Annotated in this window: 17 protein-coding genes; 3 read left to right on the top strand and 14 right to left on the bottom strand. The window is 71.9% G+C overall.

Annotated features, from left to right (window positions below):
* Positions 1–142 precede the first annotated feature (142 nt).
* A complete protein-coding gene (locus ACIQVD_RS20885) occupies positions 143–1759 on the bottom strand; it encodes an MDR family MFS transporter (protein ID WP_400687524.1) in 1617 nt (538 codons plus the stop codon).
* A 209-nt stretch (positions 1760–1968) separates the two neighbouring features.
* Here ACIQVD_RS20885 and ACIQVD_RS20890 point away from each other — a divergent pair, with 209 nt between their 5' ends.
* Positions 1969–2565, top strand: coding sequence for a TetR/AcrR family transcriptional regulator (locus ACIQVD_RS20890; protein ID WP_400687522.1), 597 nt, complete (start codon positions 1969–1971; stop codon positions 2563–2565).
* A 36-nt stretch (positions 2566–2601) separates the two neighbouring features.
* On the opposite strand, the gene ACIQVD_RS20895 is transcribed toward ACIQVD_RS20890, so the two are convergent.
* On the bottom strand, positions 2602–3657 hold the full coding sequence (locus tag ACIQVD_RS20895; RefSeq protein ID WP_402291069.1) for a M23 family metallopeptidase: 1056 nt from the start codon (positions 3655–3657) through the stop codon (positions 2602–2604).
* A gap of 363 nt (positions 3658–4020) precedes the next feature.
* Between ACIQVD_RS20895 and ACIQVD_RS20900 the strand changes: the two genes are divergently transcribed.
* Positions 4021–5127, top strand: coding sequence for a threonine aldolase family protein (locus tag ACIQVD_RS20900; RefSeq protein WP_402291071.1), 1107 nt, complete (start codon positions 4021–4023; stop codon positions 5125–5127).
* 87 nt (positions 5128–5214) lie between these two features.
* On the opposite strand, the gene ACIQVD_RS20905 is transcribed toward ACIQVD_RS20900, so the two are convergent.
* On the bottom strand, positions 5215–7494 hold the full coding sequence (locus ACIQVD_RS20905) for an immune inhibitor A domain-containing protein (RefSeq protein ID WP_402291267.1): 2280 nt from the start codon (positions 7492–7494) through the stop codon (positions 5215–5217).
* A gap of 439 nt (positions 7495–7933) precedes the next feature.
* Positions 7934–10453 carry an ATP-dependent Clp protease ATP-binding subunit gene (locus ACIQVD_RS20910; protein ID WP_100837683.1) on the bottom strand — a complete coding sequence of 840 codons (2520 nt, stop codon included), beginning with the start codon at positions 10451–10453 and terminating at the stop codon, positions 7934–7936.
* 465 nt (positions 10454–10918) lie between these two features.
* Between ACIQVD_RS20910 and ACIQVD_RS20915 the strand changes: the two genes are divergently transcribed.
* Entirely contained in the window at positions 10919–11350 is a 432-nt protein-coding gene (locus tag ACIQVD_RS20915) for a hypothetical protein (RefSeq protein ID WP_400687516.1), read from the top strand.
* Positions 11351–11391: 41 nt separating this feature from the next.
* On the opposite strand, the gene ACIQVD_RS20920 is transcribed toward ACIQVD_RS20915, so the two are convergent.
* From ACIQVD_RS20920 to panD, 10 genes are all read right to left on the bottom strand, one after another.
* Positions 11392–11757 (bottom strand): Lsr2 family protein, encoded by a 366-nt coding sequence (locus ACIQVD_RS20920; RefSeq protein ID WP_100837685.1) that lies wholly within the window; start codon positions 11755–11757, stop codon positions 11392–11394.
* A gap of 104 nt (positions 11758–11861) precedes the next feature.
* A complete protein-coding gene (locus ACIQVD_RS20925) occupies positions 11862–12389 on the bottom strand; it encodes an amino-acid N-acetyltransferase (RefSeq protein ID WP_100837686.1) in 528 nt (175 codons plus the stop codon).
* Between the two features lie 11 nt (positions 12390–12400).
* Positions 12401–12793 carry a BlaI/MecI/CopY family transcriptional regulator gene (locus tag ACIQVD_RS20930; protein WP_402291074.1) on the bottom strand — a complete coding sequence of 131 codons (393 nt, stop codon included), beginning with the start codon at positions 12791–12793 and terminating at the stop codon, positions 12401–12403.
* 104 nt (positions 12794–12897) lie between these two features.
* A complete protein-coding gene (locus ACIQVD_RS20935; protein ID WP_199528246.1) occupies positions 12898–13050 on the bottom strand; it encodes a hypothetical protein in 153 nt (50 codons plus the stop codon).
* A 3-nt stretch (positions 13051–13053) separates the two neighbouring features.
* Positions 13054–14631, bottom strand: a complete 1578-nt coding sequence (lysX, locus tag ACIQVD_RS20940) for a bifunctional lysylphosphatidylglycerol synthetase/lysine--tRNA ligase LysX (RefSeq protein ID WP_402291077.1) — start codon at positions 14629–14631, stop codon at positions 13054–13056.
* A gap of 111 nt (positions 14632–14742) precedes the next feature.
* On the bottom strand, positions 14743–15441 hold the full coding sequence (locus tag ACIQVD_RS20945; protein ID WP_402291079.1) for a hypothetical protein: 699 nt from the start codon (positions 15439–15441) through the stop codon (positions 14743–14745).
* A 161-nt stretch (positions 15442–15602) separates the two neighbouring features.
* Entirely contained in the window at positions 15603–16400 is a 798-nt protein-coding gene (locus tag ACIQVD_RS20950) for a type III pantothenate kinase (protein ID WP_111555941.1), read from the bottom strand.
* Positions 16401–16438: 38 nt separating this feature from the next.
* Positions 16439–17410 (bottom strand): carboxylating nicotinate-nucleotide diphosphorylase, encoded by a 972-nt coding sequence (nadC, locus tag ACIQVD_RS20955; RefSeq protein WP_100837691.1) that lies wholly within the window; start codon positions 17408–17410, stop codon positions 16439–16441.
* 62 nt (positions 17411–17472) lie between these two features.
* Complete coding sequence (locus tag ACIQVD_RS20960) at positions 17473–19086, bottom strand: L-aspartate oxidase (RefSeq protein WP_400687507.1); 1614 nt, start codon at positions 19084–19086, stop codon at positions 17473–17475.
* A gap of 16 nt (positions 19087–19102) precedes the next feature.
* Positions 19103–19552, bottom strand: coding sequence for an aspartate 1-decarboxylase (panD, locus tag ACIQVD_RS20965; protein ID WP_100837693.1), 450 nt, complete (start codon positions 19550–19552; stop codon positions 19103–19105).
* Between the last annotated feature and the right edge of the window lie 2 nt (positions 19553–19554).

The raw sequence follows: 19554 nt of genomic DNA on the forward strand, positions 1-19554 counted from the left end.
GGGGCGGGGGGGGGCGCGGCGGGCGGGGGGGGGGGGGGGGCGCGGGCCCCCCCCGGGGGGGCGGGGGCGGGGGGCGCCGCGGGGGGGGCCCCGGGGCCGGGGGGGGGCCCGGGGCCGCCGCGCGTTCAGGCCGCGGGGGGCGTCAGAGCGCGCCCTCCAGGGCGGCCTCGGCCTTGGCCTCGGCGGCGTCCGCGCCGCCGCGGAGCTTGACCTCGCGCACGAACAGCGCGGCGACGACGGCGACCAGGCTGATCACCGTGCCCCACAGGAAGACGGTGTGCATGCCGTTGGAGATGCCGTGCTGGTAGGCGTTGAGCACGTTCGCCGGCAGCTGCTTCAGGGTGGCCGGGTTCATCGCCGACATGCCCTCGCCGCCGCCGCTCTGGGCCATCTTGGCCAGGGTCTCCGGGGGGAGGGTCCTGACGGAGTCGTTGACCTGGTTGATGTACAGGGTGCCAAACAGCGCGACGCCGAACGAGCCGCCGATGGTGCGGAACAGGGTGGCGGAGGACGAGGCGACGCCCATGTCCTTCATCTCCACGCTGTTCTGCGCGACCAGCATGGTGACCTGCATCAGGAAGCCCATGCCGGCGCCGAGCACCACCATGTAGCAGGAGGAGGCGAAGCTGGTGGTGTCCACCGAGAGGGTGGACAGCAGCAGCGAGCCGCCGGCCATCACCGCGGTGCCGATGATCGGGTAGATCCGGTACTTGCCGGTCCGGGTGATGGCCTGGCCGACCACCAGCGAGATCACCAGCATGCCGAACATCATCGGCATCAGCAGCAGGCCGGAGTTGGTCGCCGAGGCGCCCTGGACGATCTGCTGGTAGGTGGGCAGGAAGGTCACCGCGCCGAACATCGAGAAACCGACGATGAAGCCGATGATCGAGACCATGGTGAAGTTCCGGTTGCGGAACAGCTTGAGCGGCAGGATCGGCTCGGCGACCCGCTGCTCGACGTAGCAGAAGCCGATCAGCGAGGCCACGCCGAGCGCGCCCAGGCCGAGGATCTGCTTCGAGCCCCAGGCGTACTCGTGGCCGCCCCAGGTGGTGATCAGCACGGCCGAGACGATGCCGACGGTGAGCAGGACCGCGCCGAAGTAGTCGATCTTCGCGTTGGAGCGGACCTTGGGCAGCTTCAGCACGACGACGACGAAGGCCAGCGCGATCGCGCCCAGCGGCAGGTTGACGTAGAACGTCCAGCGCCAGCTCAGGTGGTCGGTGATGAAGCCGCCGATCAGCGGGCCGCCGACGGTGGCCAGCGCCATCACGGCGGCGAACATGCCCTGGTACTTGCCGCGGTCGCGGGGCAGCACCAGCGCGCCCATGATCGACATCACGCCGACCATCAGACCTCCGGCGCCCAGGCCCTGGACGGCCCGGAAGGCGATCAGCTGGTCCATGGTCTGCGACAGGCCGGACAGCGCCGAGCCGAGCAGGAAGATGGCGATCGAGACCAGGAACGAGCCCTTGCGGCCGTACAGGTCGCCGACCTTGCCCCAGATCGGGGTGGAGGCGGCGGTGGCCAGGGTGTAGGCCGTCACCACCCAGGACATGTGCTCGGCGCCGTTCAGTTCGCCGACGATGGTCGGCATCGCGGTGCCGACGATCAGGTTGTCGAGCATGGCGAGCAGCATGGTGATCACCAGGCCGACCATCACCAGGCGGACTTCGCGGTGCGGGCGCTGCTCGAACTCGTCGGGCTTCCCGAGTTCGACCGACGGCTCCTCCGGAACCGCCTCGGACTGCTGGGTTGTCATGGTGCGTCTCTCCCGGGGCGCAGGAGCCGCGGGGTGCCGCGGCGGTACTTACTTGACGACCGGCTAGTTAATCGTCGTCCGGCACGGTAGGTTGTTCCCTAGCCGGTCGTCAAGCCAGTTTCGAAGCAGCCCCTCTGGGCAGGGAGAATGCCGAGAGAACCGGACCTTGACACCCGTCCGCTCCCCGCTTAAGAGGCAGGCCGCCAGCGATGACCACCACCCAGAGCCCCCGCAGCGACACCAGAGCGCGGATCATCGACGTGGCCCTGGAGCTGTTCGCCGAGCACGGCTACGAGAAGACCTCGCTGCGGGAGATCGCCGACCGCCTCGGCGTCACCAAGGCCGCCCTCTACTACCACTTCAAGACCAAGGACGACATCGTCCGCGGCATCGTGGAGAAGATGGCCGCCCCGCTCGACGACGCCATCGCCTACGGCGAGGGCAGGCCCTGGTCGCCCGGACTCCGCGACGAGCTGCTGCGCCGCTTCGCGGCCGGGATGGGCGAGCGGGCCCCGCTGCTGCGCTTCTTCCACGAGAACCAGCCCGCGCTGCGGGAGTCCGCGGCCGGGCTGGCGTTCAAGGACCGGATGATCCGGATGATCGGCCTGCTGCACGGGCCGGAGCCGACCTTCCGCGACCGGCTGCGCGCCACCGTGGCGCTGACCTCCATGCACTCGGCGATGTTCCTGCTCAAGGCGGACCTCTGCGAGCCCGACCGGCCGGGCCCCTCGGTCGAGGAGGCGATGGACGCGGCCCTGGAGGTCGCCCTGGAGGTCGCGGCACGCATCGAGCCGCCCGCGCGGTAGGCGCGGACGGCTCGGCGGGGTGCGGCGGGCGGCGGATCAGAAGTTGGTCGCGCCGTGCTGCTTCAGGTAGCCGACCGGGTCGATCACCTTCGCGTACTGGTTGGCGGTGCGGATCTCGAAGTGCAGGTGCGGGCCGTGCGAGTTGCCGGTGTTGCCGGACTTGCCGACCTGGTCGCCCGCGTCCACGTGCTGCCCGGCCTTCACGCCCAGCTGCGACAGGTGCGCGTACTGGGCGAAGCGGCCGTCGGAGAGCTTCAGCACGATCTGGTTGCCGTAGGCGCCCGCGTAGCCGGAGGACACCACGGTGGCGTCGCCGACCGCCAGCACCGGGGTGCCGACCGAGACCGCGAAGTCGGTGCCGGTGTGGTAGCCGGCCGCGTACGCCGCGTTGGTCTTGTGGTACGGGTTGCTGATCGTCGCGCCCGGCGCCGGGGAGGACCAGGCCGGCTTCGCGGCGGCGGCGGCCTGCTCGGCAGCGGCCTGCTCGGCGGCGGCCTGGGCCGCCTGCTGCTCGGCGGCCTGCTGCTGGGCGGCCTGCTCGGCCGCCGCCTGCGCCGCCTGCTGCTCCGCGGCGGCCTGGGCGGCCTGCTGCTCCGCGGCCTGCTGGTCGGCGGTGGCCTGGGCGGCCTGCTGCTGGGCGGCCTGCTGCTCGTCGCTCTGCCCGGCGGCCCGCAGCTCGGTGCGCTCCTCGCCGCGGGAGGCCGACTCGTCCTGGGTCCGGGTCTGGGCCGGGGCGTCCGCCCCGGAGCCGCCGCCCAGCGAGGCGACGACCGCGGCCTTGACCGCGGCGGTCTGCTCGCTCGGCTGCTCGGCCTGGACCGGCAGGCGGAAGTCCTGCACGGCGGTGGTGGTGGCGGTGCCGGTGGCGGCGGTGGCCGCGGCGGCGTGGTCGGCCGGGTGCCCGCTCTGCGCGATGGCCTGCCCGGTGGGGATCAGCAGGGCGCCGGCGGCGACCACCGCGGCGCCGGAGGCGATCGCCTTGGCGGGGGCCAGTCGGGCGGTGGTCAGCGGCGCGGAGGAGAGCACGGAACGGACGTGGCCGGTGCTGATCGCCTGGAGAACCCGGCGGCCGGTGGCGGGGAGAGAACGCATCGGAGTCGGTACCTCACGGACGGGGCCAGTGCGGGGCCGAGTCGGTGCGACTCGCCGAACTGGTGGAACGACTCCGGTGTAAACGAACCGGATGCGCAGGCCCAAGAGTGTGACCTACGACGGCCGGTAGTGCGTGAGGGGCGGGGAATACCCCCTCGGAGCCTCGGGCGGAACGGCTTTCCGCGCCCCAAACCTCCTACCGTGGGTCGTATGTCGGAAATGTGCTGTGAGCAGCGCCACCGGCGAGCGCCCGGTTTGGGTCCGAACCGGCCCGGGTAGAACCGGCTTTCGAACCAGCTGCGCGATCCGATCCACCCGCCCCCGGCCCCGGCCGGGGAACCCCCCGTCGGAGATGATCAGCTGATGAACGACACCCCTGTTCAGGACCGCCGCTTCCGGGCCCGCCGCCAGGCCGACCGCCTGCTCTCCGGCGGCCGCCCGCAGACCGTCCGCGAGGCGCTCGCCGCCCTGGCCGCCCTGGACGACGGCCCCCTCCCGCTGGACGAGCCCGTCGACATGTACGGCAGCGGCGTCGTCCGCACCCTGGAGCGGCGCACCGCCGACCTGCTCGGCAAGCCCGACGCCGCCTACTTCCCGACCGGGACGATGGCCCAGCAGGCCGCCCTCAAGACCTGGGCCGACACCCACGGCCCGGTGGTCGCCATGCACCCGCTCGCCCACCCCGAGGTGCACGAGCGCCGCGCCCACCAGGTGCTCTCCGGCCTGCGCAGCGTCCCGCAGACCACCGCCCCCCGGCACCCCGCCGCCGCCGAGCTGGCCGCCCTGGACGAGCCGTACGACGTGCTGATGCTGGAGCTGCCGCTGCGCGACGCCGGCTTCCTGCTGCCCGACTGGGCCGAGCTGGAGGCGCTGTACGAACTGGCCGAGCGCCAGGGCCGCCCGGTCCACCTGGACGGGGCCCGGCTCTGGGAGTCCGCCCCGCACCTGGGCCGCACCCTGCCGGAGGTCTGCGCCCGGGCCGGCTCGGTGTACGTCTCCTGCTACAAGTCGCTCGGCGGCCACAGCGGCGCCCTGGTGGCCGGCGAGGAGGAGTACGTGCGCCGGCTGCGGGTCTGGCGGCACCGCTACGGCGGCAACCTCTGGCAGCAGTGGCCGGCGGTGCTCTCCGCGCTGGCCGGCCTGGACCGCGAGCTGCCCCGGCTGCCCGGGTACGTGGCGCACGCCAAGGTGGTCGCCGCCGCGCTCGCCGGCGCCCCGGGCGCCCGGGTGCACCCCGAGCCGCCGCACACCCACCAGTTCCAGTTCTGGCTGCCGCACCCCGCCGACCGCCTGAACGAGGCCGGTCTGCGGCAGGCCGAGGAGCAGGGCGTCGCGCTGTTCGGCGCCTGGCGCGAGCCGGGCCCGCAGCCCGGCCTGTCGATGACCGAGGTGACGGTGGCCGCCGACGCCGCCGAGTGGAGCGCCGAGGAGGTCACCGAGGCGCTGGAGGACTTCCTGGCCCTGCTCTGACCGGCCCGCCCGGGGTGCGCCGGGCACGCGAAGGGCCCCGGCGGTTCGGAAACCGCCGGGGCCCTCGCTGTCGCTACCGCCGCCGGGTCACTTCTTCCGGACCGGCTTGACGTGGATCAGGGCCTCCAGGTCGTTGTAGGACTGCCACAGCACCTCGATCTGGGTGCCGGTGTCCGGGACCTGGACGCTGCTGTACGGGTTGTCGGCCGACCAGTACTTGGTGGTGTGGTCGTTGAAGACCGTCACACCGCGCGAGCTCGGGATCTTGGTGAGCACGTCGGCCTTGTGGATGTTCAGGCCGTCGGTGCGCTCGAAGCCGAAGGTCGAGTCGTAGCCCTGGAAGCGCGGGCGCAGCAGCGTGCCGTCGCTCCACTTCAGCGGGGCCGGGTGGGCGTCGATCGGGAGGATCAGGCCCTGGCCCGGGTGGTTGGCCACGTTGTTGTCCGACTGCGAGGAGTCCCACAGCCAGATCAGGATGCCGTTCTGGTTGGCGTAGTGCTCCACCCAGTCCGGACGGGCGGCCGAGCCGAAGTTGTACGGGCCGGTCTTCAGCGTGGTGTCGTACGAGACGTACTGGCGGTTCTCGACCAGGTAGTGCTGGTCGTAGTCCTTGGCGAACTTGCCGGTGATCCGGGAGAACCCGGTGGCGGTCCAGCCGTTGTCGCCGTTCTCGGCGCCGTCGGTGAACAGGGCCGCGCCGTTCGCGGTCACCGCGATGTTGTCCAGGGCCAGGCCCTTGTAGTGGACGCCGCCGTCGGTGGTGTTGTGGAAGCGGATCTTGACGGCCTTGCCGGCGTACGCGTCCAGCGGGAAGGACAGGTCGCCCCAGGCGCCGTTGCTGGAGCCGTTGATGGCGTTGTCCGGCAGCGCGGTGCCGTTGAAGGTGCCGGCCAGCGGGGTCCAGTTCTTGCCGCCGTCGGTGGAGACCTCGGCGTACGCGTAGTCGTAGTCCGTCTCCAGGTCGAACCAGGCCTTCGCGGTCAGCGTGGCCGAGGTCTTCCCGGTCAGGTCCAGGTCACGGGTCAGCGCGACGTTCAGGTCGTCGGCGCTGCCGCTCCACCACTCGTTGGCGCCCTCGAACGGGGTGTTGACCTCGGTGGTGACGGTCTTCGCCGGCAGGTTGACGATCAGGCCCTGCTTGCGCTTGCTGTTGTACTCGACCGGGCCGAGCAGCGAGAGCGACTCCTTGCCGGCCTTGGCGGTGTCGTAGTTCAGCCAGCCCAGCTTGAGCTTCGACCAGACGTCGAGGTCGTTCGGCATGTCGCCGATCTCGTTCTTGCCCTCGCCCAGCCAGGAGCCGGAGGACATCAGCGACCAGAAGCCGACCGAGTTGTCGATGCCCTGGCCGGAGGTGTCGTACAGGTCCGGCAGGCCCAGGTCGTGGCCGTACTCGTGGGCGAACACGCCCAGGCCGCCGTTCTCCGGCTGCATGGTGTAGTCGCCGACCCACAGGCCGGTGGCGCCGATCTGGGTGCCGCCGAGCTTGTTGTTGTCCGGGCCGGTCTTGCCGGCCTGGTTGGCGTACGCGTAGGAGCGGTGCGCCCACAGCGCGTCGGTGCCCTGGACGCCGCCGCCGGCCGACTGGTCCTCACCGGCGTGGACGATCTGGAAGTGGTCCAGGTAGCCGTCCGGCTCGTTGAAGTTGCCGTCGCCGTCGTAGTCGTAGCGGTCCCACTGGTCGTACTGCGCCAGGTCGGCCTTGATCTGGGCGTCGGTGCGGCCCTTGGCCTTCTGGTCGGCGACCCAGGCGTCGATGCCGTCGCGGATCAGGTCCTGCGCGTTGGCGCAGACGTGCTGGCCGCAGTAGTCCGAGCCGTAGCGGGCCTCGTTCCACGGCACCCGCACCCAGTCGGTGACCAGGCCGTCGACCGAGTACCGGCCGGAGGACTGGCGCTCGTAGTACGTCTTCAGCGAGGGCTTGTTCTTCGCGAAGTAGATGTCCTGGTAGTGCGCCTGGTTGTAGTCCGCCTGCCAGGCCGTCGAGTTGTCGTTCTTGCGGTCCGGGGCGGCGATCTGGTTGTGCGCCGGGCCGGGGGTGCCGCCGTACTTGACCTTGCCGTCCGGAGTCGTGCTGGTGGTGTCCACCTGGGTGCCGAAGTCGACCAGGATCGTGAAGATCTTGTCGGTGCGCTCGCGGGACAGCTCGACGTACTTGTCGCGGCCCAGCTTGATCGAGGAGCCGTTGCCGTGCTGCTCGACCTTCGCGGTGCCGTTGACCAACTGCTCCACCGCGGCGGTCTGCTCGGCCTGCTGCTTGTCGGCCAGCGGGCTCTGCAGTTCGCGCGGGACGCTGTCGTTCTGGAGCGCCTCGGCCGGGTCGGTGACCGTCTTGGTCGCGGGGGCGGCGGTGGCGGTCCCCGGGAGCATTCCGGCGCCCAGCGCGGCGGTCACCGCGATGGCGGCGGAAGCCGCGACAGCCCTCTTGGTTATCTTCAACGTGGTGACGTCCTCCCCTTACCGGTCGGGCTGGTTGGCCGAACCGGTGAACCAATGCAAGACAGGTGGACGACATTTGACCCAAGGTCCGGTAAAAAAGAAAGACCTTGACCCTGGTGTGGCCACGCCGCTATGCTCCCGCATCCCGGTTTCCCTGACGGTCCGTCAACCTACCTACCGTTCCTGTCCGCTAAGGGTCGGTCGTGCCCGCACCGCGCCGCGGTCCACCCGTTCGGCGGGCCGCCCGGCCGCATTCACAGCACACGGAAACCTAAACAGTTTTTCAACTGAAGAGCAGGACGGTAGAAAACCGCCGCCCCCGACCTGATCAGGTCGGGGGCGGCGGCTTGCCGAACGCTTTGCGGGGCTATTACTTGGTCAGGTCCGGACCGGCCGCCGAGACCGCCGCGGGAGTGTCCGCCACCGGGGACTTCTCCTCACCGCGGAAGGTGAACTTGGCTTCCTTGCCCTCGCCCTCCACACCGACCACCACGATGTGGCCGGCCCGCAGCTCACCGAACAGGATCTTCTCGGACAGGTGGTCCTCGATCTCCCGCTGGATCGTGCGGCGCAGCGGACGCGCGCCCAGGATCGGGTCGTAGCCGCGCTTGGCCAGCAGCTGCTTGGCCTCGACGCTGAGCTCGATGCCCATGTCGCGGTCCTTCATCCGCTGGTCGACCCGGGCGATCATCAGGTCGACGATCTCGATGATGTTCGCCTCGGACAGCTGGTGGAAGACCACGATGTCGTCGACGCGGTTCAGGAACTCGGGGCGGAAGTGCTGCTTGAGCTCCTCGCCGACCTTCGCCTTCATCCGCTCGTAGCCGGCCTGGACGTCACCCGTGGCGGCGAAGCCCAGGTTGAAGCCCTTGGAGATGTCCCGGGTGCCGAGGTTGGTGGTCATGATGATGACCGTGTTCTTGAAGTCCACGACCCGGCCCTGGGAGTCGGTCAGGCGACCGTCCTCCAGGATCTGCAGCAGCGAGTTGAAGATGTCCGGGTGGGCCTTCTCGACCTCGTCGAACAGGACCACCGAGAACGGCTTGCGACGCACCTTCTCGGTGAGCTGGCCGCCCTCCTCGTAGCCCACGTAGCCGGGCGGGGAGCCGAACAGCCGGGAGACGGTGTGCTTCTCCGAGAACTCGGACATGTCCAGCGCGATCAGCGCGTCCTCGTCCCCGAACAGGAACTCCGCCAGGGTCTTGGACAGCTCGGTCTTACCGACGCCGGACGGGCCGGCGAAGATGAACGAGCCACCGGGGCGCTTCGGGTCCTTCAGACCCGCCCGGGTGCGGCGGATCGCCTGGGAGAGCGCCTTGATCGCGTCCTCCTGGCCGATGACCCGCTTGTGCAGCTCGTCCTCCATGCGCAGCAGGCGCGAGGACTCCTCCTCGGTCAGCTTGAAGACCGGGATGCCGGTGGCGGTGGCCAGGACCTCGGCGATGAGCTCCTCGTCCACCTCGGCCACGACGTCCATGTCGCCGGCCTTCCACTCCTTCTCCCGCTTGGCCTTCGCCTGGAGCAGCTGCTTCTCGTTGTCGCGCAGCGACGCGGCCTTCTCGAAGTCCTGCGCGTCGATCGCGGACTCCTTCTCCCGGCGCACGTCGGCGATCTTCTCGTCGAACTCGCGCAGGTCCGGCGGCGCGGTCATCCGGCGGATGCGCATCCGGGAACCGGCCTCGTCGATCAGGTCGATCGCCTTGTCCGGCAGGAAGCGGTCCGAGATGTACCGGTCGGCCAGGGTGGCGGCGGCGACCAGGGCGGCGTCGGTGATCGAGACCCGGTGGTGCGCCTCGTACCGGTCGCGCAGGCCCTTGAGGATCTCGATGGTGTGCGGGAGCGAGGGCTCGGCGACCTGGATCGGCTGGAAGCGGCGCTCCAGCGCGGCGTCCTTCTCCAGGTGCTTGCGGTACTCGTCCAGCGTGGTGGCGCCGATGGTCTGCAGCTCGCCGCGGGCCAGCATCGGCTTCAGGATGGAGGCGGCGTCGATCGCGCCCTCGGCGGCGCCCGCACCCACCAGGGTGTGGAGCTCGTCGATGAACAGGATGATGTCGCCGCGGGTGCGGATCTCCTTGAGCACCTTCTTCAGGCGCTCCTCGAAGTCACCGCGGTAGCGCGAGCCGGCCACCAGGGCGCCGAGGTCCAGCGTGTAGAGCTGCTTGTCCTTCAGCGTCTCCGGGACCTCGCCCTTGACGATCGCCTGGGCCAGGCCCTCGACGACGGCGGTCTTGCCGACGCCGGGCTCGCCGATCAGCACCGGGTTGTTCTTGGTGCGGCGGGACAGCACCTGCATGACCCGCTCGATCTCCTTCTCGCGCCCGATCACCGGGTCGAGCTTGGCCTCGCGGGCGGCCTGCGTCAGGTTGCGCCCGAACTGGTCGAGCACCAGGGAGGTGGAGGGGGTGCCCTCGGCGGGACCGCCGGCCGTGGCCGACTCCTTGCCGCTGCCGGTCTGGTAGCCGGACAGCAGCTGGATGACCTGCTGGCGCACCCGGTTCAGGTCGGCGCCGAGCTTCACCAGGACCTGGGCGGCGACGCCCTCGCCCTCGCGGATCAGGCCGAGCAGGATGTGCTCGGTGCCGATGTAGTTGTGGCCGAGCTGAAGCGCCTCGCGGAGCGACAGCTCCAGGACCTTCTTCGCCCGGGGGGTGAAGGGGATGTGCCCGGACGGGGCCTGCTGGCCCTGGCCGATGATCTCCTCCACCTGCTGGCGGACCGCCTCGAGCGAGATGCCGAGGCTCTCCAGCGCCTTTGCGGCGACACCCTCGCCCTCGTGGATCAGGCCCAGGAGGATGTGCTCGGTGCCGATGTAGTTGTGGTTGAGCATCCGGGCTTCTTCCTGTGCCAGGACGACAACCCGCCGCGCGCGGTCGGTGAACCTCTCGAACATCGTTAATCGCTCCTCAGAGCGGTCGGTCAGTTCGGGGGCCGTCCCCGCCCTGTCCTTCCGCATGCTAGTCCCGCTCAGCAGCGCGGCTACGGAACTCCCACGGAGCGGGAGCAACATGCTGCGCGACCAGCCGACACCTTTCCCAACCTGATGCTGGGAGACGGTGTTCCCAGCGACGGGCCCGATGCACCGGATCCCGCTACGCCAACGGCGAACACGGTCCGGCGGAACCGGCGGACCGGCCCCGCGGTGTGCTGCGGGCGGACTCCGCGGAGCCCGTCCACCAGCATTCATACCCGGTAATCCGGCGGGTTTCGCGTGGTTTCCCGGGGGTCTGTGTTCGCCTGGCGAGAAGTCTGCCGACCGGGGACCTGGATGACGGGCCGTCAGGTCGGCTGCGGGCGGCTCACCGCCGTTCCGGTGGCGGTCGCGTGACCGCCCGGCCCCTCCAGCGTTGCACAGGTCGTGACCCGTCCGCCGCCGCCCGCCCCGGCCGCACCCCGTGCGGCGGTCGGCTGGCGCGGCTCGGACCGGGTGACCGCGCCGCTGGGGCCCGCGCGGGCCGCGCTGGGCCGGCTGGAGCGGCTGGGCCGCCCCACCGGGCCGGTGCTGCGGCAGTCCGGCCGGGCCGTCTTCCTGCTCGCCCCGGGGGCCGCCGAGCCGGTGCCCGACCTGCTCCGCTGGCTGGGCTGGGGCCCGGAGCTGGGGCTGCCGATCGAGGCCCGGGCGGCGCACCCGGGAGACCCCCGGGTGCCCGAACCGCGGACCGCCGACTGGCTGCGGGCCGGAGCGCCGCGGCCCGCCCTGGACCTGCGCTCGCCCGCCCTGCTGCACCTGCTGGACGCCCTCGCGGACGCCTGCGCGCGGGAACGGCTGGGCCTGCCGCCCGCCCGCTGAGAGCCCCGCCGGGGCTCGGGCGACTCCCCCGGGAGCCGCCGTCAGGAGGCGTTGGCCTTCTCGTACGCCTCGCGCACGTTGCTCGGGACGCGGCCGCGGTCGTTGACCGGGAGGCCGTTCTCCTTCGCCCAGGTGCGGATCTTGGCGGTGTCGGCCTGGCCGGCCGCGGCGGACCGGCCGCCGCCGCTGCGCCCGCCGCCGCTGCCGCCGCGCCGCGGGGCGGTCAGCCGGCCGCTCTGCTTGCGGCCCTTCTCGACGTACGGGGCGAGCAGGTCGCGGAGCTTCTCCGCGTTGTCGCTCTTCAGGTCGATCTCGTAGGCCACGCCGTCCAGGGCGAACGTCACCGTCTCGTCCGCGGAGCCGCCGTCGAGATCGTCTTCCAGAATGACCTGAACCCTCTGTGCCACGGGCTTCCCTTTCCGCGATAACGATCCATTGCCTGGAGAAAGGAAAGCGTCTTTTCCCGGAAAACACAAACCCCTGTGTCGCCGGTCGTGCCGCGGGGCATGACTCACAGGTGCAGCAGCATCCGCGAGTTGCCCAGCGTGTTCGGCTTCACCCGCTCCAGGTCGAGGAACTCGGCGACGCCTTCGTCGTACGAGCGCAGGAGTTCTTCATAGACTTCTGTGGCCACGGCCGCCGGGTCTGCCGTACGATCGTCGTTTTCGCCGATCTCCACGAAGCCGTGTTTCGAGAAGAACGGAACCTCGAACGTCAGGCAGAAAATCCGACGGACGCCGAGCCAGCGCGCGGTCTCCAGCAGCTTGTCCAGCAGCAGGTGCCCGATACCGAGGCCCTTGCAGACCGGGTCCACCGCGAGGGTGCGCACCTCGGCGAGGTCCTCCCACATCACGTGGAGCGCGCCGCAGGCCACCACCCGGCCGTCCTGGTCGCGTTCGGCGACCCAGAACTCCTGGACGGATTCGAACAGTGTGACGGTCGGCTTGTCGAGCAGAATGCCGTCCCGGGAGTACGCGTCGATGAGCCGGCGGACGGCGCGCACGTCGGTGGTCCGCGCACGGCGGATGGTGACCTCCATGCCGGGGAACGTTATCGTGCCGCGGGCGGCCCGGTCTCGTCGGTATCGGCGCCCGCCACCCGCAGCGCGTCGCGCAACCACTCGCGCTGTTCCGGGGACATCATCCCGAAGAAGTGCACCAGGGCGGCGGCCGGATTGTCGCTCGTCGCCCAGGCGTCGTTCATCAGCGCGGCGGTGTACGCCTCCCGGGAGGAGACCGGCTCATATCGGTATGCGCGCCCGGCGCGCTCCCGGCGCACCCAGCCCTTTCGATAGAGCTTGTCGAGCACCGTCATCACGGTGGTGTACGCGATTTCGCGTCCCGACCGCAGATCCTGCAGAACCTCCCGAACCGTGACCGGGCGGTTCCACTGCCACACCCGGGTCATGATGTCGTTCTCGAGTTCTCCGAGTTGCCGCACCATAGTGCCGCCAAGGATAGGACCGATGCGGACAAAAGGCGGCAAACGGCAAACGGACCGGCGCGCCGCTCCCCGGAGGGGGGAACGGCGCACCGGCCCGGAGACCGCTATTCGGCGGCGGAACGCGCCGCCATGGCCTCGGCGGCGGCGTCCTCCTTGGCCTTCTGGGCGCCGCCCTGGCTGCGGATGATGGCCCGCACCAGGAAGGCGAAACCGACCGCCATGACCAGCGGCGGGACGATCGCGCTGACGTACTCCATCGGTTACTCCTCGGTCGGGTCGGACGCGCCCTCGGCGGCGGTCCTCTCGTTCTTCGCCGCCTTCTCCGGCTTCACCAGCGGGAAGAGCACCGTCTCGCGGATGTTCTTGCCGGTGAGCAGCATGATCAGGCGGTCCACGCCCAGGCCGAGGCCGCCGGTGGGCGGCATCGCGTACTCCAGGGCGCGCAGGAAGTCCTCGTCCAGCTGCATCGCCTCGACGTCGCCGCCGGCCGCCAGCAGCGACTGCGCGGTGAGCCGGGCGCGCTGCTCGACCGGGTCGATCAGCTCGGAGTAGGCGGTGCCGATCTCGGTGCCGAAGATCACCAGGTCCCACTTCTCCGCGACGCCCTCGATCGAGCGGTGCTGCCGGGTCAGCGGGGAGACCGAGGTCGGGTAGTCCTTGATGAAGGTCGGCCGGATCGCGTGGTGCTCCAGCAGGCGCTCGATCAGCTCCAGCACGATCTGGCCGTGGTCCCAGGCCGGGTCCAGGTACTCGCCCAGGCCGTGCTCGGCGGCCAGCTTCCGCAGCTCCTCGGCGGAGGTGGCCGGGGTGACCTCGGTGCCCAGGTGGGCGGAGATGCCCGGGTAGACCGAGACCTCCTCCCAGGGCTCGGCCAGGTCGATCTCGTGCTCGGCGCCGTCCGGGCCGAGGCCCCTGACCACGGTGGTGCCCAGCGCGTCCCGGGCGGCGTTGACGATGACCGCCCGGATCAGCTCGGCCTGGGTGTCGTAGTCGCCGTACGCCTCGTACGACTCCAGGGCGGTGAACTCCGGGTTGTGGGTGGCGTCCGCGCCCTCGTTGCGGAAGTTCCGGTTGATCTCGAAGACCTTCTCGGCGCCGCCGACCACCAGGCGCTTGAGGTACAGCTCGGTGGCGATGCGCAGGTACAGGTCGATGTCGTACGCGTTGATGTGCGTCGTGAACGGGCGGGCGTTGGCGCCGCCGTGGATCGGCTGCAGCATCGGGGTCTCGACCTCGAGGTAGCCGCGGTCCTCGTAGGTGCGGCGGATCGAGCGGATCACCCGGGTGCGCAGCTGGAGCATCTCGCGCGCCTCGGGGTTGACGATCAGGTCCACGTAGCGCTGGCGGACCCGGGCCTCCGGGTCGTTCAGGCCCTTGTGCTTGTCCGGCAGCGGGCGCAGGCACTTGGCGGTGAGCTCCCAGCGGTCGACCATCACGCTGAGCTCGCCGCGCTTGGAGGTGATCACCTCGCCCTCGACGCCGACCTGGTCGCCGAGGTCGATGTCGCCCTTCCAGGCGGCCAGCCGCTCGGCGCCCAGCCTGTCCAGGGAGAGCATCACCTGGAGGTCGCCGGAGCCGTCCCGCAGGGTGGCGAAGCAGAGCTTGCCGCCGGTGCGGGCCAGGACCACCCGGCCGGTGACGCCGACCCGCTCGCCGGTGGCGGTGTCCGCGGCCAGGTCGGGGTGCTTGTCGCGCAGCTCGGCGATGGTGGTGGTGCGGGGGAAGCCGACCGGGTACGGGTCGACGCCGGCCGCCCGGAGCCGGTCCAGCTTCTCGCGCCGGACGCGCATCTGCTCGGGAAGGTCGTCGGTCGCGGGGACGGTGCTCTGATCACTCACCCCACCAGGGTAGCCAGGCTCACGGCCCGCTCCGTCACGGGATGTCGGAGGGGGCGCGCCGGGAACGGCGGAGCCCCCTCCGGGGGAGGGGGCCCGGGGCGCGGCGGCCGGTCAGCCGTCGGTGCCGGTGGCGAGTTCCGGGTGCTCCTCGTCGGCCGGGGGCTCCTGGTGCGGGGCCGAGCGGGCGCGGCGGCCGAACAGCTCGGCGGGGGTGGGCATCCGGCGGGGGCGGGGGCGCTCGGCCGGGTGCGGGGGCTGCTGGTCGTTCATCGGGGACCGTCCTCCGACTGGGGTGGCGGGCTGGGGTTCGGACGCCGGGCTGGGCACCGCCGCGAGGTGCCGCTGGCCGGAGCCCAGCGAGAGCCGCTCGCGGACCTCGGCCTCGGCGAGCGCGTGGCAGCGCCCGGCGAGCCGGGAGCGGCGGGCCTGTTCGGGCGGGCCGCAGGGCTGGCGGGACAGCGAGCGCAGGGCCGAGAGGTCCTCGGCGGTGGGCAGGTAGCCGTCGGCGACGGCCTCCTCCAGGCGGTCCAGGTAGCCCGCGACGCTCCCGGGCAGGGCGGCCCGGTAGCGGGCCAGGTCGGTGAGCAGGAAGGCCCGCAGCCGCCCGCCCTCCTGGACCGCCTCGTCGATGGCCTCGGTCAGCCGCAGCGCGTCCTGGACGTCCTCGGTCCACAGTTCGCCGGCCGCGGCGGGCAGCGGGAGCCGGTCGGGCGCGGCCGGGTAGAGGGCTTGGGCGAGGACACGGCGCAGCACCCGGACTTCATCGGCGCTGAAGGCCATGCCGCCGCGCGATCCGTGTGGCGTTGGCATGGGTCGACAGTACGTGTCGTACGTCCGACTTATGGCGATTGATGACGTGTTTGTCCCGATTGGCCTATGAGATGGCCCGCGGGCCGCCCGCGCCCCGGGAACGCGGCGGGCCCCGGCGCCCGCCGGGGCGGACCGGGGCCCGGGCGGGGTGGCCGGGGCTGTCAGGCGGCGGTGGCCGGGCGGTTGCGTTCGAAGATCAGGCGCAGGCCGATCAGGGTCAGCCAGGGCTCGTGCACGTCGATCGAGTCGGCCTCGCCGAGCACCAGCGGGGCCAGGCCGCCGGTGGCGATCACCTGGACGTCGTTCGGGTCCTTGGCGAGTTCCTTGGCCATCCGGTTGACCAGGCCGTCGACCTGGCCGGCGAAGCCGTACAGGATGCCCGACTGCATGCCCTCGACGGTGTTCTTGCCGATCACGTTCCGCGGGCGGGCCAGCTCGATCTTGCGGAGCATCGCGGTCCGGCCGCCCAGGGCGTCGACCGAGATCTCGATGCCCGGGGCGATCGCGCCGCCCACGTAGTCGCCGCGCGCGTTGATCGCGTCGAAGGTGGTCGCGGTGCCGAAGTCGACCACGATGCACGGGCCGCCGTACAGGTGGTTGGCGGCCAGCGCGTTGACGATCCGGTCCGCGCCGACCTCCTTCGGGTTGTCCATCAGCACGTGCACGCCGGTCTTCACGCCCGGCTCGACGATCACCGCCGGGACGTCCCCGTAGTAGCGGCGGGTCACCTCGCGCAGTTCGTGCAGGACGGCCGGCACCGAGGAGCAGATCGCCAGGCCGGCCACCCGGTCGTCCGCCGAGACGATCGGGTGGGCGCCCATCAGGCCCTGCATCAGCACCGCGAGTTCGTCCGCGGTGCGGCGCGGGTCGGTGGAGATCCGCCAGTGCTCGACGATCTCCTCGCCGTCGAACAGGCCGAGCGTGGTCTGGGTGTTGCCGACGTCGATGGTGAGGAGCATGGGGCGCTTTCTGCTTCGAAGGGTTGGGGTTCGAAGGGTCAGGAGCTGCGGAGGTCCAGGCCGATGTCGAGGATCGGTGCGGAGTGCGTCAGGGCGCCGACGGCCAGGTAGTCGACCCCAGTCTCGGCGACCTCGCGCGCGGTGGCCAGGGTCAGGCCGCCGGAAGCCTCCAGCTTCGCCCGGCCCGCGACCAGCGCGACCGCCTCGCGCAGCTGCGCGGGGGTGAAGTTGTCCAGCAGGATCAGGTCCGCGCCGGCCTCCAGGACGGGCGCGATCTGCTCGACCGTGTCCACCTCGACCTCGATCGGCAGCTCCGGGAACGCCTCGCGCACGGCGGTGAACGCCTCCACCACACCGCCCGCCGCGACCACGTGGTTGTCCTTCACCAGCGCGGCGTCCGAGAGCGCCATCCGGTGGTTGGCGCCGCCGCCGGCCCGCACCGCGAACTTCTCCAGCGCGCGCAGGCCCGGGGTGGTCTTGCGGGTGTCGCGGACCACCGCGCCGGTGCCCTCCAGGGCGTCCGCCCAGGCCCGGGTCGCGGTGGCGATGCCGGACAGGTGGCAGAGCAGGTTCAGCGCCGAGCGCTCGGCGGTGAGCAGGTCCCGGGTGCGGCTGCGCACCGAGAGCAGCACCTGGCCGGGGGCGACCCGCTCGCCGTCCTCGACGTGCCGCTCGACCTCGAACTCCTCCTCGCAGACCAGCGAGACGACGGCCTCCGCCACCCGCAGACCGGCCACCACGCCCGCCTGGCGGGCGGTGAAGTCGGCGGTGGCGACGGCCTCGGCCGGGACGGTCGCCACCGAGGTGACGTCCTCGCCGCCGGCCAGGTCCTCGGACAGGGCCGTCATCGCCACGTCCTCCACCTCGACCGGGTCCAGCCCGGCGTCCTCCAGCAGGGCGGCGAGCGCCGGGTCGAGACCGGTCTCGTACTCCTCGCCCTCGCCGCACGCGCAGCCGTCGCCGCAGCCGCCGGACTCGGTGGACAGGAGGGGCAGTTCGGAGTGGGACATGGTGGCAGGGCTCCAGGTTTCGGCGGTACGGGGATCGGCTGGCGGGGGTGCGCTCGCGGACGTCAGCCGGCGAGCGGGTGGACGACGTGGCGGTGCCAGTGGGCGTCGTCGCGGTCGGGGAAGTCCTCGCGCCAGTGGCAGCCGCGGGTCTCCTGGCGCAGGGCGGCGGAGGTGGTGAGTGCGGTGGCGACCTGGTGCAGGTTGGTGGCCTCCCAGGTCTCCACGGACGGGGAGCCGGGGTGGTCCGGGTCGGCCAGGTCGGCCAGGCCCTTGGCGGTGGCGGCCAGCGAGTCCGCGGAGCGGATCACGCCCGCGCCGGTGGACATCAGCTGCTGGAGCTCGCCGCGGGCCCCGGCGGGCAGCAGCGGGACGGGCTCGGCCGCGTGCGCCGCGTCGGTGGTGACGGTGCGGGCCGGGAGCCGGCCGGCGGCGTTCAGCGCGGCCAGGTCGGCGGCGATCCGCTCGGCGAAGACCAGGCCCTCCAGCAGCGAGTTGGAGGCCAGCCGGTTGGCGCCGTGCACGCCGGTGCAGGCGACCTCGCCGCAGGCGTACAGGCCCGGGACGGTGGTGCGGCCGTGCAGGTCGGTGCGGACGCCGCCGGAGGCGTGGTGGGCGGCCGGGGAGACCGGGATCGGCTCGGTGACCGGGTCGATGCCGTGCGCCCGGCAGGCGGCCAGGATGGTGGGGAAGCGGTGCTCCCACATCTCGGCGCCGAAGTGCCGCCCGTCCAGGTACATGTGCCGGGCGCCCTGCTCGTGCATCCGGCGGATGATCGCCTTGGCGACGATGTCACGCGGGGCGAGCTCGGCCAGTTCGTGCTGGCCGACCATGAAGCGGACCCCGTCCGCGTCGACCAGGTGCGCGCCCTCGCCGCGGACCGCCTCGGAGACCAGCGGCTGCTGGCCCTGGGCGTCCGGGCCGAGGAACAGCACGGTCGGGTGGAACTGGACGAACTCCAGGTCGGTGACCTCGGCGCCGGCCCGCAGGGCGAGCGCGACGCCGTCGCCGGTGGAGACCGCCGGGTTGGTGGTGGCCGAGAAGACCTGGCCCATGCCGCCGGTGGCCAGCACCACGGCCCGGGCCAGGATCGCGCCGACGCCGTCGCGCTGGCCCTCGCCCATCACGTGCAGGGTGACGCCGGAGGCGTGCCCGTCGGCGTCGGTGAGCAGGTCCAGGACCAGGGCGTGCTCGATCAGCTCCAGGCCCGGGTCGGCCTCGATCGCGGCGACCAGGGCGCGCTCGATCTCGGCACCGGTGGCGTCGCCGCCGGCGTGCGCGATCCGGCGGCGGTGGTGGCCGCCCTCGCGGGTCAGCACGATCTCGCCGTCCTCGTCGAGGTCGAACTCGGCGCCCGCCTCGATGAGCCGGCGCACCGCGTCCGGGCCCTCGGTGACCAGGGTGCGCACCGCCTCCTCGTCGCACAGGCCGGCGCCCGCGACCAGGGTGTCCTGGAGGTGCTGCTCCGGGGTGTCGCCCTCGCCCAGGGCGGCGGCGATGCCGCCCTGGGCCCAGCGGGTGGAGCCCTCGTCCAGCACCGCCTTGGTGACCACCATGGCCCGCAGGCCGGCCTTGCGGGCGTTGAGCGCGACGGTGAGCCCGGCCACGCCGGAGCCGATCACGACCACGTCGGTGCTCGTGGTCCAGCCGGGGGCGGGGGCGGTCAGGCGGTGCGACATGGGTTCAGCTGCTCCTTCAGCGCGCGGCGGCGTCGGCCGCGCCGTTCGCACCACCGTACGCGCCGTCCCCGCGCACCAGTCCGCTGCCCTCGGGGGCGTCCGCGGGGTCGCCGCCGAGGCCGGTGATCCGGTTGCGCTCGTCGACGAACACCACCTTCGGCAGGTACGCCTTGGCCTCGGCGGTGTCCATCTGCCCGTAGGCGATCAGGATCACCAGGTCGCCGGGGTGGACCAGGCGCGCGGCGGCGCCGTTGATGCCTATGACGCCCGAGCCGCGCGGGCCGGCGATGGTGTAGGTCTCCAGCCGGGCGCCGTTGTTGATGTCGACGATGTGGACCAGCTCGCCGGGGAGCAGGTCCGCGGCGTCGAGCAGGTCCTCGTCGACCGTCACCGAACCGACGTAGTGCAGGTCGGCCTGGGTGACGGTGGCGCGGTGGATCTTGGACTTGAGCATGGTGCGGAACATGG

The sequence above is a fragment of the Kitasatospora sp. NPDC090308 genome (assembly GCF_044769485.1).
GTDB lineage: Bacteria > Actinomycetota > Actinomycetes > Streptomycetales > Streptomycetaceae > Kitasatospora > Kitasatospora fiedleri.